This is a genomic window from Herbidospora cretacea (assembly GCF_001570605.1).
Classification (GTDB): domain Bacteria; phylum Actinomycetota; class Actinomycetes; order Streptosporangiales; family Streptosporangiaceae; genus Herbidospora; species Herbidospora cretacea.
On record NZ_BBXG01000007.1, the window covers coordinates 56,042 to 68,822 of the forward strand.

Genomic DNA, 12,781 nt, shown 5'->3' on the forward strand with positions numbered 1-12,781 from the left:
GGGTCGGCGTGGGGGTCGGCGTGGGGGTGACGGTCGGGGTCGGGTTCGTGGTCGGGGTGGGCGGCGGCGGGGTCGTCTCCACGGACGGGCCGCGCAGCGCGCCCAGCGCGACCTTCCTGCCCGCGTCCACGCCGATCGCCTCGGCCACGTCGGCGGGCAGCGGCGCGCCTGCCGAGGCGGCGGACGAGCCCGGCTTCAGCCGGTAGTCGGTCCCGCTGAAGTAGGCCTCCGCGCCCTCCTGGTAGTGCGCGTTGCTCTCGCGGCCGGTCGACCTGAGCTGGGTCAGGCTGGTGAAGGCCTGGTCGTTCCCGGCTGGGACCGCCCACTTCGCCACCTGGGAGGCCGTCGTCGGGCGGTAGTAGCCGTTGTTGTCCATCTGCCCGGCGGGGATCATCTTCGCCGCGCCGACCCGCTTGCCCGACGACGCGCTGTTGGCGTCGACGGTGTCCACGAGGGCGCCGCCGCCCGACCGGCCGGAGAAGATGTTGTTGATCAGGGTCACCTCGGCGGTGTCCCAGGTCACCCCGCGCGCCAGCGCGTCGGGAGCGGGACAGTTGTCGGCGTTGCAGCGGTCCAGGTGCGGACGGGGGTCCTCGGCGACCTGGATCGGCGAGGCGTTGTCGGCCAGGGTGTTGTTGTAGACGCGGACCTTGTTGGACCCGCTGATCTTGAGGCCGAACTGCCCGTTCCCGGCGAGCAGGTTGGAGGCGATCAGCGCGCGCGAGGACACCTCGTAGTACATGCCGTGCTTGGCGTTGCCCCGGGCCACGTTCCGGACCAGCTTCACGTTCTCGCACGACAGATCGCACCAGAACCCGGCGCCCTGGTTGCCGTCGAACACGTTGTCGCGGATGTTGGCGTTGACGAGGAACGTCGCCTTCATCCCGGCCCCGGCGAGGCTGGAGACCGCCACCAGGCCGATCTTCTCGGTGTTGTTGCCCGAGACGACGTTCCCGTACATGGTCAGGTTGCCGGCCTTGTGGGAGCTGACGCCGGTGAAGCCGTTGGCGGTGATCGTGTTCCCGGCCAGCCGCATGTCGCTCGCCAGCACCGACACCCCGGCGGCGGCGTTGAGGGTGACCGCGTTGTCCTCCAGGACCACGCCCTTGGCCTGCGAGATGATCGCGGCCGGCTTCTTGCGGTAGTCCTGGCTGGTGGCGTAGTGGGTGAAGCCGAGGCCCCGGAGCACGGAGTTCTCCGCGCCGGGCAGGAAGTGGACGGCGTAGTTGACGGAGGCCAGCTCCACCCGGGCCTTGGCGGGGTCGCTGCCGAGGTAGATCGTCCCGCGGCCGTCCCAGAAGAAGGTGCCCGGGACGACGGCCGCCCGCGAGGCCACCTGCTGGAGGGGCTTGCCGCCGTAGAAGGCCATCTCGGGGTCGCCGCCGATGACGTTGCCCGTGGTGATGTCGGGCGGGTAGACACATGCGCTGCGGCAGATGTCGGGGTTCCAGCCGTCGAGCCGCCAGGCGGCGCCGTCGCGGGTGAACCTGCCGGGTGCGATCTCGGTGCTGCCCTTGAACCAGGCCTGTTCCCCGGGGGCCGACTGGATCGTCACCGGCTTGGCGATGCTGCCCAGGGATTCCCGGTATTCGCCACCGCGTACGACGATCGTCGTCATCACCCCGCCCTTGGCCCGCTTGAGCGCGGCGCCGACGGTGCGCAGCGGCGCGCTCTCCGTTCCGGGGTTGGCGTCGTTCCCGAGGGTGGCCGACACGTGCACCGCGTTGGCCGCGGGCGGGGCCGCGATCGCCTGGGTGGCCATGTCGATTCCGATCGCGCTGCCTACGGCAAGCGAACAGACGACGAATCTTCTATAACGAAGAGGCATAGGGCCTTTCATACCGAGAGGACCGTGATCGTGTACACAGAAGTTACAAAAACGGCCTGAGCCCCTCAGGTCACAGCTAATGCCTGTATTAACGAGGAATAACCGAGCCGTGCGCGACGATCTTCTCCGGGCCGTGATGGCCTCAGCCAGCGCTTTTTCCGAGGCCGGTCGTGACCTTTACCTCGACTTCCACCCCGACATCCGCCGCTGGTCGCCCATCACCGATCTGGTCGGCCGGGTCCGCCTCGGCGTCTCCTTCATGCTCCCCGACGGCCGGGAACTGGTCTGTGAGGTGCGGCTCGTCCCGCGCGGCCAGGCCTGGCACGTCGAGGGGACGGTCGACCTTGACGGCGAGGAGTTACTTCACTTACCCGAAGCGCCGGAGCACCTGATCGGTCTCTACACCGAGCAGGTGCTCGAACCGGCGCGCCGGCACCTCGACGAGGCCGTCACAGGGCTCGCAAACCCTGGATGACCTCGCGCAGGATCCGCTCCTCGGGCAGCTGGGCCACGGTGGCCTGCGGCCGGGCGGTGATGATGTTGCGGTCGCGCAGACCGCTCAGCAGGATGCGGACGACGTTCAGCGACAGGCCCACGTCGGAGGCGACGTCGGCGACCGACGACGGCGTCGTGCCGGCCCGGACGATCCGCAGCTCCTCGGGCGTGAGCCCGGCCAGCGACGCCCCCGGGACCGCCCGGATGATCGTCATCAGCTCGAACTCCGGCCCGGTGGGCCGGGTCCGTCCCCGGGTGAGCGTGTACGGGCGGAGCAGAGGTGGTTCTTCGCTCACCGGTCTTCGTCCTCCGCTCGACGCCAGCCGGCCTGGAACGAGGAGAACAGGTCGGGCTTGGCCGGCTCCTCGCGCAGCTGGGGGGCCATGTTGGTCTGCTTGACCCGCCGGGGCAGGTTGACCCCGGCCTCGCTGCCCGAGGGCGCGCCGTGCTTGCCGGAGACGGGGGCCAGCACCGGCGCGGACGGCCGGGGCAGCGGCAGCTCGGCCGCCGCGATCTCGGCCGCGTCGGGCACGACCACCAGTTCGGCCGGGATCAGCACGATGGCCGTCGTGCCGCCGTACGGCGAGGGCCGCAGGTTGACCGTGATGTCGTGCCGCTTGGCGAGCTGCCCGACGACGAACAGGCCGAGCCGGTCGCTGTCGGCCAGGTCGAACTCGGGCGGGTCGGCCAGCCGCGCGTTGATGGCGGTCATCTCCTCGGAACTCAGGCCCAGCCCGCGGTCCTCGATCTCCAGGACGAACCCGCGCGCCGCCAGGTCGCCGTGGACGGCGACCCGGGTGTGCGGCGGCGAGAAGATCGTGGCGTTCTCGACGAGCTCGGCGATCAGGTGGATGGCGTCGGTGACGGCCGGGCCGACCAGCTTGGCGTGGTGCGGCACGTTGACGTCGACGCGCAGGTAGTCCTCGACCTCCTCGACGGAGGCGCGGACGACGTCGAACAGGGCGACCGGTTCCCGCCAGCCCCGGCCCGGGGCCGCGCCCGACAGGATGATCAGGCCCTCGGCGTGGCGGCGCATGCGGGTGGTCAGGTGGTCGAGGCCGAACAGCTGCTCCAGCAGGTTCGGGTCCTCGACCTGCCGCTCCAGGCCGTCGAGGATGCCGAGCTGCCGGTGCAACAGCGATTGGTTTCTGCGGGCCAGGTTGAGGAACACCTTGTTGACGCCCTGCCGGAGCTTCGCCTGGCCGACCGCCGCTTGGACGGCGGTCGACTGCACCGAGGTGAACGCGTTGGTCACCGTGGCGACCTCGGCGGTGTTGCCGGGCACCTCGACGGGCGGGGTCTCGCTGACGACGTCGACGTCGTCTCCCCGGCTGAGCCGCCGCACGATGTCGGGCAGCCGCCGGTCCGACAGGTCGACGGCGGCCTTCTGCAGGGCGCCCAGCTCGGCGGAGATCCGGCGGCCGAACCGGACCGAGACCAGCAGTGTGACCACGACGGCGAGCAGCCCGACGACGGCGAGCACGCCGAGGCGGATCAGCACGGTCATGACGGCCGGCCGCATCCGGTTGCCGATCTCGGTGGTGGCCTGGCCGCCCAGTTTGTCGAGGGTGATCGACAGCGTCTCGGTGGTGGCCTGCCAGCGGCCCGCCTCCGGCGGCAGCTGCGCCTCGGGCCTGACCTTGTCGCGGACCGCCCCTTCGAGCTTCACGAAGTCGAGGTAGGCCGGTGTCCCGTTCAGCTTCACGTAGGGGTCGCGCATGGCCCCTTCGAGGCCACTGAAGCCGAGGCTGTAGAGCAGGGAGCGCTTGGAGGCCATCTCGACGAAGGTCTCCTGCTCGCGCTGGCTCATCCGGCCGGTGCCCAGGGTCCCGGCGAGCAGCGCCGACTGCTGGCTGACGATCTCGCGGGCCCGCCCGATCAGCACGACCGCCTTCGTCTGGTCGATCAGGTCGAGGTCGGGGGCGATCATCATGCGGTCGTACACCTGCCAGGCGACCTCGGCGATCTCGCTGTACTGCGTGAGCGCGTCGAGCCGCCCGATCTGGCGGCTCTCCACCTGGGTGCGCAGCGTGTCGAGCCGGTCGAGCTGCCGGAGCAGTTCCTGCACGCGGTCCCAGAGGGCGGGCGGAGCCGCGTCGCGCCCGGAGACGGCGTGCCCGGCCAGGCCGGCCGCGACCTCGTCGGTGCGCTTCTGCTGGGTGTCGAGGTCGGCGTGGAAGGCGGAGGTCCCGCCGAGGAAGGTGACCGACATGAGGCGTTCGTGCTGTAACTCGGTCAGCACCGACCGGGAGGGCAGAACGATGTGCTCGTAGACCGTCCCGACCCGGAGGTATTCCCTACCGGAAGTGAGGGTGATTGCTGCGGTCAATGCCCAGATGACCGTCAGAGCGGTCACGGGAGCGAGCAAGACCGCGAAGATCTTGAACCGGATGGAGCGTTTGCGGCCAGCCATGAGACCTCAACAGAGGGCGAACACATGCGTTAATAGTGGCGAAACAATAGCAACGCGTGAGCTGTGGAACTAGGTGGCGTTCGCAACGAAATGGGGGCTATTCGGGTTTGACACCGATTCGCGACTTTGTTGGGTGGGGCGGCGGAATAAGGTTCCGCCTGCCGATGACACAGAGTCGCGTTCGGGTCCGATGGCTACCTGCTTTGATAACTAATCTATCTAAGTCGGCGTCCGGCATGGTCACACTCCGCTGCGTAGCGCGCCGATCGCGGATGTGAGGTAGCACACCATCCGAAAGCGCTGTTTCGGACTCTGGGGTTGACGCATGTGGTCAGCGGTGACCCCCGGATGGCCGTCTGGCGAACGCGCGGAGACGCGTGGCGCGTCGGCGCGCGGCCCTCGCCGGGCGGCGACGCCCGCAGGCAGACCGGTGTCCGGCCGTCGCCGGTTTTCGCCGGCGTCGGCGGGCCGGGCGGAGCCCGGGGTGGATCAGTTGTCGAGCATGATCACGGTCAGGGTGGCGTCGCCCTTGGTGCCGTCGGTGGCGGCGTCCGACAGCGCGGAGCCGAGGCCGTCGTAAGCGGTCGCGTCGATCTTCCGCAGGACCGACGGCTTCGACCAGATGAGGACGTGCTCGCCCGGCGACAGCCATGACAGGTCGGTCAGGTGGTCGTAGAGCGCGTCGAGATGGTGTCCGAAACCTTCGGGAAACTCCAGCGCGCGGGAGATGGCCTCGAAGGCCGCCGCGGAGGTGGTCATCTCGGCGCCGTCGAGGAGGTGGGGGGTGGCCCCGCGCTCCTTGGCCTCGGCTATGGCGGTGGCGACCCCGACGGTACGGGGAGCTCGTACAAACCTACTCGGCATGGTTGCGGTCTTCCCTCAGGACGGCTCTTCCCACGTGCCACGGAATCTTCCGGGTAAAAACATCTATTCAAATTGGCTTATGGACCGATCTTTCGGTGCATTGTCATCAGCTCTGGCCTGCTTAGTCAATGAATCTCGTCAGATTCTTACTCGTGGTCATAAAGGTCAGTTGCGAGTAAATGACTTGCCAGCGAGTGTCTGGTTGTCAGACAATCTGACGCATGCGCATCGCAGAGACAGGTTCCCCCAGCGAGCCCCAGCCGCCGCAGGTCGCTTCCGGGCGCACGCCGCAGGCGGGTTCGGGGGGCGGGCCGCGGCCGGGGTTGGTCCGTTCGCAGCCGGCGCTTCTCGTCGTGCTGGCCGCCGTTCTGTGGGGGACCGCGGGGACCGCGGGGACCTTCGCGGCGGCGGGGGCGGTCGCGCTGGCCGCCGCCCGGCTGGTCATCGGCGGCACGGCTCTGGCCGGATTCGTGCTGCTCAGGCCGGGGGCGTGGTTTCGGCCCAGCCCGGTGCTGCTGCTGGGCGGGCTGTGCGTGGCCCTCTACCAGCTCTGTTTCTTCGTCGCGGTGGGCATGACCGGTGTCGCGATCGGCACCGTCATCCTCATCGGCAGCGGGCCCGTTTTCACCGGCCTGCTGTCGTGGGCCCTCGACCGGCGGGCGCCCTCCCGCCAGTGGATGTGGGGGACCGCCGCGGCGATCCTCGGCTGCGCGGTCCTGCTGCGGCCCGGCGGCGGCACCGTCGACCCGCTCGGCGTCGGCCTGGCGCTGGTCGGCGGTTTCATCTACGCCTCGTACGCCGTCATCGCCGCCCGCGCCATCGTCGCGGGCAACCCCAGCGACAGCGTGATGGCCGTCATGTTCGGCGTCTCGGCCCTGATCATGCTGCCCGTCCTCCTGACCGGCGACCTCTCCTGGATCACCGACCCGGCCGGCCTGGTGACCATCCTCTACCTGGGCCTGGCCACGACGGCCCTGTCCTATCTCCTCTACGGCCGGGGCCTGCGCGGCACCCCCGTCGCCACCGCCAGCACCCTGGCCCTGGCCGAACCGGCGGTCGCCGCCGTCCTGGGCGTAGCGGTGTTGGGTGAGACGCTGAGCCCGGCGTCGTGGGCCGGTCTGGGGCTGCTGGCGCTCAGTCTGATCGTGGTGGCCCGGCCGGAAAAAGTAGGCTCTCCGGCGTGAAGCTGCGCCCCGTCTCCACCGTGGAAGCCCTCGCGGACGCCCTGCGCACCCGCATCCTGTCGGGTGACGTCCCCGCCGGGACCCAGTTCCCCGAGCAGGAGATCTCGGCGACCTACGGCGTGGCCCGCCCGACCGTCCGCGAGGCCATCGCCGCGCTCGTCCACGAGGGCATCCTGCGGCGCGAGCGGAACAAGTCCGCCTACGTCCCCGATTTCACCTCGGCCGACCTCGACGACCTGCTTTACGTACGCCGCCCGCTGGAGGACCTGGTCGGCGCGGCGGTGGCGGGACGGCGGGTGGAGGAGGCGCGCCGGGCCCTCGACGCCATGGCCGCGCTCCCCGACGACGCCCCCTGGGCCGGGATCGTGGCCCAGCACATGGCCCTCCACGAGGCCCTCGCCCGCGCCGCCGGCAGCCCCCGGCTGCTCCGCCTCTACCTGTCCCTCTCGGCCGAGACCCGGCTCGGGGTGGTGCGCCTGCGGGAGGCGTACCCGCAGCGGGACGAGATGGTGACCGAACACCGCGACTTGCTCGAACGGCTGGAGGCCGGAACATCGCGGGAGGCGGCGGAGGCGGCCCGCGAGCACCTCGTCTGGCGCATCTGACCCACGGCCTTGCCGCGCCCCTGAAAGCCCGACACAATCGCGCCCATGCACGTGCCGGATACCTACGTGTACGTCACCGAGGAAGGCGTCACCCGCCACTACGCCGACGGTTCCGTCGAGGCGCTGGCATGGGAGGACGTCGTCGAGGTAAGAGTCGGTGGCGTCACCGAGTCCGACGTGCTCATCGTCCTGGAGGACCGTGCGGGCGACAACTGCGTGGTGCCCCGCTCGGCCACCGACGCGACCTTCCTGGCCCGCCTCCGCTACCTCCCCGACTTCGATCTCGAACGCCTCTCGTGGGCCGTCGAGAACGCCGACGACGGCTACGTCGTCGTGTGGCGCAGCCCCGATCCGCCTCATCCGATCCCGGATTTGGAATACGACTAGCCAAGATCACGTCTGATTCCGACATAGAGTGACAAAGAGCGTCTGTTGTCACCTGGGTTTGGATTCAGATCATGAACGTCGATCTGCGCAGCCTGATCGCGCGAGTCTGGGAACCGTCCGGCGACGCCGTCCGCGTGACCACAGGGGAGATCCCCCCGGGCTACCGCGAGGCCGAGCGCTACTCGTTCACCGGCGACCGCCTGCGCCCCCAGGGCGTCTTCGCCCTGTACCCGCTGGTCGTCAGCGTCCGCGAGGGCGCCGACCCCGGCCAGGCCCTGCTCGTCTCGTGGCTGAGCGGCCTGCTCGGGCGCGGCCCGCTGCGCGCCGCCTTCGGGCTGCGCCCAGACCGCCCGTACGTCTGGCTCTACTCCCGGGGCCGCGCGGTGGCCCGCGCCACGGTCGGCTGGAACACCTCGACGAGCGTCCTGGCGGTCAACGAGGCGGTGACCGTCGCGGCCCTGCTCGGCAACCGGCTGGTCCCGAGCCTGCTCGCCGAGGCGGAGTGGCAGGGCCACCCGGTGACCGTGACGAGCTGGACCGGCCGCCCCCACCGCCAGGGCGACCCGGCCCCCTCACCCCAGATCATCAGGGACATCGCCTTCAGCAGCCCCCGCAGCCGCGTGGTCCTCTACGAGGCGGCCTACTGGAAGCGCCTCCGCGCCGAGATCGCCGCCCTCCGCGAGGCCCCCCGCCTGGCCGCCGTCACCGACCGCCTGGCCGACCGCCTGGAGCGCTGCTACGGCGACGTCCCGCTCACCTTCGGCCGCTGGCACGGCGACCTGGTCCCGGAGAACGTCCTGTGGTCGAGGGGCCGCCCCCGCCTGGACGGCTGGGGCCTCAGCGCCCCCGACGTGCCGTTGGGCTTCGACATCCTCCACTGGCACTTCCACGACGCCCTGGTCACCCGCGGGCTGCCCCTCCACGAGGCGTCGTCGGCGGCCGGCGACGCGGCCGTCCGCCTGCTGGGCGAACTCGGCGTCCCCCGGGAGGCCCGCCCCCTGGTGGCCTGGCTCTTCCTCCTGGAGACGGCGCTCCGCGCGTACCGGGAGCGCCTGGACGGCTCGGCCTGGAACCCGGCCATCTACCCCGCCATCATCCACGTCCTGTCGGAAGGCGGCGTCTACGCCGCCCCCTGAGGGATCTCGCGGTAGCGGGTGTCGCAGGCGGGGCAGGCCCATTTCTCGTCCTGGACCGCGCAGCCGCCGAGGACGAGGCGGCGCTCGGCCAGGGCCTGCTTGAGTTCCTCGGTGAAGTGGGGATAGCCGTAGGCGATCGGGACCAGGGGGCCCTCTCCGCATCTGGGGCACAGTGCGTTCGTCATGTCGGAAGCTCGCTTTCGTATGATCACTCAGAGTGACGACGGAGGTGTGCGGTGGCCGGGAAGCTGGTGCTCGTGCCGGGGGCGCGGGGGCTCGGGCGGAAGGTCCTGGAGCGGTTGCGGGGGATGGACGTGCCGGTCAGGGCCATGGTCCGCCATGACGACGCGCGGGCCGAGGAGCTCCGGGCGCAGGGGACCGAGGTCGTCATCGGTGATCTGACCGAGCCGGAGACCGTCGCCGAGGCGCTCAGGGGCGTCTCGCGCATGTACTTCGGGCTGAGCGTCTCGCCCGACCACCTGCTCGCCGCCGCCGTGGTGGCCTCGGTGGCCAAGGACATGGGCGAGCTCGACGGGCTGGTCGACCTGTCGCAGATGACGGTGTCCCAGATGACCGCCACCAGCACGGCCGAGTCCCACCAGCAGCGCCTCCACTACCTGGCCGAGCGGGTCTTCGACTGGTCGGGGCTGCCGGTGACCCACGTCAGGCCGACCGTCTTCCTCGACAACCCGCTGTTCACCACGCTGGCCGCCCGGTCGATCCGGGAAGACGGGACGATCGCGCTGCCCTTCGGCGCCGGGCGAACGTCCCCGATCGCCACCGACGACGTCGCCCGGGTGGTCGCGGTGATCCTCCGCGACCCCACCCCGCATCTCGGCGAGGTCTACCAGCTCACCGGCCCGCGCACGCTCGACATGAACGGCATGGCCGAGGAGTTCGCGCAGGCGCTCGGCCGGCCGGTCGCCTACCGGGACGTCTCGCTGGACGCCTGGATCGACGACGTCCTGCCCAAGACGGGTCTGCCGGCGCACACCCGGCAGCACATCGCGACCATGGCCAGGCTGCACCACGAGAACCGCTACGACCGGGCCACCGACGACGTCTTCCGGGTGACCGGCACGCCGGCCCAGACCGTCGCCGTGTTCGTGGCGGCGCATCGCGACGTCTATCTCAGTTGACCTGCTTGGTGTTCGACGTGCCGCCGTGGTCGTCGAAGTACTGATCGAGCTTGTCGTCGCGGATGGCCGCGTACATGACCTTGGCCGCCTTGTCGTCGAGGCGGACGATGCTCGCGCCCTTGACGGTGTCGGTCCCGGCCAGCGGCACGGTCGAGGCCACCAGGCTGTGGCCCCGGATGTCGCGCAGCTCGATCGCCAGGTCCCGCAGCGTGCCGATCGAGACGCCCGAGTCGACGCTGATCGACTTGGTCAGCGCGCCGAGGAAGTCGTTGAGGGCGAAGGGGTCGGTCACCACGCCGCCGTTGATCAGCTTGTCGGCGACCGCCCGCAGGAACGCCTGCTGCCGTTTGATCCGGTCGAAGTCGCCGCCCGGCAGGCCGTAGCGCTGGCGGACGAACAGCAGCGCCTTCTCGCCCTCCAGGTGGACGGTCCCCTGCGGCCAGGTGATCTTGTTCGCCGAGTCGTAGGTCTCCTTCGAGACCTCCACCTCCACGCCGCCGATCGCCTTGCTCATCGCCACGAAGCCGGTGAAATCGAGTGAGGCGAAATGATCAATTCGCACTCCGGTGAGTTTCTCCACCGTCGAGATGAGCAGCTTGGGGCCGCCGTACGCGTACGCGGCATTGATCTTGTCAGGACCGCGGTTCGGGATCGGGACATAGGAGTCGCGCGGAATCCCGACGAAGTAGACCTTCTGCCGGTCGGCGGGCAGGTGCACCAGCATGATCGAGTCGGCGCGGTGCGCGCCCTTCTCGCCCGGACGGGCGTCGGATCCGATGAGAAGCCAGTTCAGGGCCTCGCCCACGGGCTTCGCAGGGCGCTCCGGCTCGGCCGGGAAGACGTCGTCGATCCGGGTGATGTTGCGGTCGTAGGTGTACTGCCGCTCCATGGCGATGGTGAACAGGGCGGCGGCCGGTACTGACAGCACCAGTAAGGAAATGATGAGAATGTTACGTTTCCGTGTAGAACGCTTTTTCGGTGCCGGCTCGTCTGTGGTTTGGGTCACGTGGCCTGTCCGGGGGGTGCGGAGCTGCGGGTTTGCCGAAAACATACTGGTCGATACGTGTACGGTCACAACTGTCCAGAGCTGCGCCTGAAGTATAAGTGGCCATATGTGGACGTTCCGATGAACTTTCCCTCTATGTTGCGGCGATCTTACGATCGTTCCACCGTTCCCACGCCCTCATGGTCAACAAGATCAGTTAGTGAGTTCGGTAAACCAGCGGTACACGTGGGGCGTCCGTCAGGTACACAAAAGGATGGGGAAAGGCGCATCTGCGACATGGATGTTGCTGTCGAAGAGGTGGTTCGCTCCGGGATCAACGATCCCGGCTGGTCACGGCGCTACATACGCGCCGCTGTCGGCATGGACTCCTTCAGCGGGGCCGTGGCGATTCAGGGGGTCCTTCTCGTACGGTTCGCGCTCGGGCTGGCCCATCCCGTGGAGATCGCCCTGGGCCTGGCGATCACCACGGCGTGGCCGCTGACCCTGGCGCTCGTCGGTGGCTACGACCGGCGCAACATCGGCGACGGCGCCGACGAATATCGCAAGGTCATCCACTCGGCGGGCATTCTGGCGTCGGTCGTCGCCATCTCGGCCTACTCCACCCAGACGTCGATCGCCCGCTCCTACGTCATGGCGGGCATCCCCATCTGCGCTCTGCTCTCCTTGGGCGTGCGCTACGGCCTGCGGAAACGGCTCCACCACCGCAGGCGGAACGGGGAGTGCCTCCGGCGGGTGGTCGCGGTCGGCCACTGGACGTCGGTGCTCGACCTGCACGCCCAGTTCTCCCGCGAACGCCACCACGGCATGCGGCTCGTGGCGGCGTGCGTGCCGCCCGACCAGGCGGGGCGGCTGCCCGCGCAGGTCGACGGCTTCCCGGTGCTGGGCGACTTCGGGAACGTCCCTGAGGTGGTCGCGGCGGCGCAGGCCGACAGCGTGGCCGTGCTCGCCTGTCCCGAACTCGACGGCCACGCGCTGCGGCGGCTGGCCTGGCAGCTGGAGGACCGGGGCACCGAACTGCTCGTCGCGACCGCGCTCATGGAGGTGGCCGGGCCGCGCATCAACATCCGGCCGGTCGCCGGGCTCGCGCTGCTCCACGTCGAACACCCCGACATCAAGGGCATCCGCCAAGTCGTGAAGGGCGTGTTCGACCGGGTGATGGCGACGCTGGCGCTGGTCGTGCTGCTGCCGTTCATGCTGGCCATCGCGACGGCGATCCGGATCAGCAGCCCCGGGCCGGCGCTGTTCCGGCAGGCCCGCGTCGGCAAGCACGGCGAGGAGTTCACCGTCTACAAGTTCCGCACGATGACCGCCGACGCCGAACGCCGGAAGATCACCCTGAGGGCTTTCGACGACGACGGCAACGGCGTCCTGTTCAAGTTACGGAACGATCCAAGGGTCACCCCGCTCGGTTCGTGGCTCCGGCGCTACTCCCTCGACGAGCTGACCCAGCTCATCAACGTGGTCAAGGGCGAGATGTCCCTCGTGGGACCGCGCCCGCCGCTGCCGGAAGAGGTCGAGCAGTACGGCACCGACGTACGGCGGCGGCTGCTGGTCAAGCCCGGCATGACGGGCCTGTGGCAGGTCAGCGGACGGTCCGACCTGACGTGGGAGGAGTCGGTCCGGCTCGACCTGCGTTACGTCGAGAACTGGTCGCTCACCCTGGACGTGCTCATTCTCTGGAAGACGTGGTCGGCCGTGGTCGGCGGACGGGGAGCGTACTGACA

13 protein-coding genes are annotated in these 12,781 nt (G+C 69.7%); 7 read left to right on the forward strand and 6 right to left on the reverse strand.

Annotated features, from left to right (window positions below; genetic code table 11):
• Nucleotides 1–1,762 (reverse strand): right-handed parallel beta-helix repeat-containing protein (locus AW270_RS39530; protein ID WP_061294897.1); only part of this gene is annotated, 1,762 nt, incomplete at its 3' end.
• Nucleotides 1,763–1,937: 175 nt separating this feature from the next.
• Between AW270_RS39530 and AW270_RS14750 the strand changes: the two genes are divergently transcribed.
• A complete protein-coding gene (locus AW270_RS14750) occupies nucleotides 1,938–2,303 on the forward strand; it encodes a hypothetical protein (protein WP_061294898.1) in 366 nt (121 codons plus the stop codon).
• Here the strand turns inward: AW270_RS14750 and AW270_RS14755 are convergent.
• The 3 genes from AW270_RS14755 to AW270_RS14765 form a co-directional block, all read right to left on the reverse strand.
• Nucleotides 2,278–2,619, reverse strand: coding sequence for a DUF742 domain-containing protein (locus tag AW270_RS14755; protein ID WP_061294899.1), 342 nt, complete (start codon nucleotides 2,617–2,619; stop codon nucleotides 2,278–2,280). The genes AW270_RS14750 and AW270_RS14755 overlap by 26 nt on opposite strands.
• Nucleotides 2,616–4,565, reverse strand: coding sequence for a sensor histidine kinase (locus AW270_RS14760; RefSeq protein ID WP_169807318.1), 1,950 nt, complete (start codon nucleotides 4,563–4,565; stop codon nucleotides 2,616–2,618). Before AW270_RS14760 ends, AW270_RS14755 begins: the two co-directional genes overlap by 4 nt.
• A 660-nt stretch (nucleotides 4,566–5,225) precedes the next feature.
• Nucleotides 5,226–5,600, reverse strand: a complete 375-nt coding sequence (locus AW270_RS14765; RefSeq protein WP_061294901.1) for a barstar family protein — start codon at nucleotides 5,598–5,600, stop codon at nucleotides 5,226–5,228.
• 221 nt (nucleotides 5,601–5,821) lie between these two features.
• On the opposite strand from AW270_RS14765, the gene AW270_RS14770 reads away from it, so the two are divergent.
• The 4 genes from AW270_RS14770 (at nucleotide 5,822) to AW270_RS14785 (ending at nucleotide 8,912) form a co-directional block, all read left to right on the forward strand.
• Nucleotides 5,822–6,784, forward strand: a complete 963-nt coding sequence (locus AW270_RS14770; protein ID WP_082801561.1) for a DMT family transporter — start codon at nucleotides 5,822–5,824, stop codon at nucleotides 6,782–6,784.
• Nucleotides 6,781–7,389 (forward strand): GntR family transcriptional regulator, encoded by a 609-nt coding sequence (locus AW270_RS14775; protein ID WP_061294903.1) that lies wholly within the window; start codon nucleotides 6,781–6,783, stop codon nucleotides 7,387–7,389. Before AW270_RS14770 ends, AW270_RS14775 begins: the two co-directional genes overlap by 4 nt.
• 45 nt (nucleotides 7,390–7,434) lie before the next feature.
• On the forward strand, nucleotides 7,435–7,776 hold the full coding sequence (locus AW270_RS14780) for a hypothetical protein (protein WP_061294904.1): 342 nt from the start codon (nucleotides 7,435–7,437) through the stop codon (nucleotides 7,774–7,776).
• Nucleotides 7,777–7,847: 71 nt separating this feature from the next.
• Entirely contained in the window at nucleotides 7,848–8,912 is a 1,065-nt protein-coding gene (locus tag AW270_RS14785) for an aminoglycoside phosphotransferase/kinase family protein (RefSeq protein ID WP_061294905.1), read from the forward strand.
• Here AW270_RS14785 and AW270_RS14790 read toward each other — a convergent pair.
• Nucleotides 8,897–9,097, reverse strand: a complete 201-nt coding sequence (locus AW270_RS14790; RefSeq protein WP_061294906.1) for a hypothetical protein — start codon at nucleotides 9,095–9,097, stop codon at nucleotides 8,897–8,899. The genes AW270_RS14785 and AW270_RS14790 overlap by 16 nt on opposite strands.
• Nucleotides 9,098–9,148: 51 nt before the next feature.
• Between AW270_RS14790 and AW270_RS14795 the strand changes: the two genes are divergently transcribed.
• Complete coding sequence (locus tag AW270_RS14795) at nucleotides 9,149–10,051, forward strand: NmrA family NAD(P)-binding protein (protein ID WP_061294907.1); 903 nt, start codon at nucleotides 9,149–9,151, stop codon at nucleotides 10,049–10,051.
• On the opposite strand, the gene AW270_RS14800 is transcribed toward AW270_RS14795, so the two are convergent.
• The gene (locus AW270_RS14800; protein WP_061294908.1) at nucleotides 10,044–10,979 is read right to left on the reverse strand and encodes an LCP family protein; all 936 of its coding nucleotides are present in this window, start codon (nucleotides 10,977–10,979) and stop codon (nucleotides 10,044–10,046) included. The genes AW270_RS14795 and AW270_RS14800 overlap by 8 nt on opposite strands.
• 354 nt (nucleotides 10,980–11,333) lie before the next feature.
• Here AW270_RS14800 and AW270_RS14805 point away from each other — a divergent pair, with 354 nt between their 5' ends.
• Entirely contained in the window at nucleotides 11,334–12,779 is a 1,446-nt protein-coding gene (locus tag AW270_RS14805) for a sugar transferase (RefSeq protein WP_061294909.1), read from the forward strand.
• The last annotated feature ends 2 nt before the right edge of the window (nucleotides 12,780–12,781 follow it).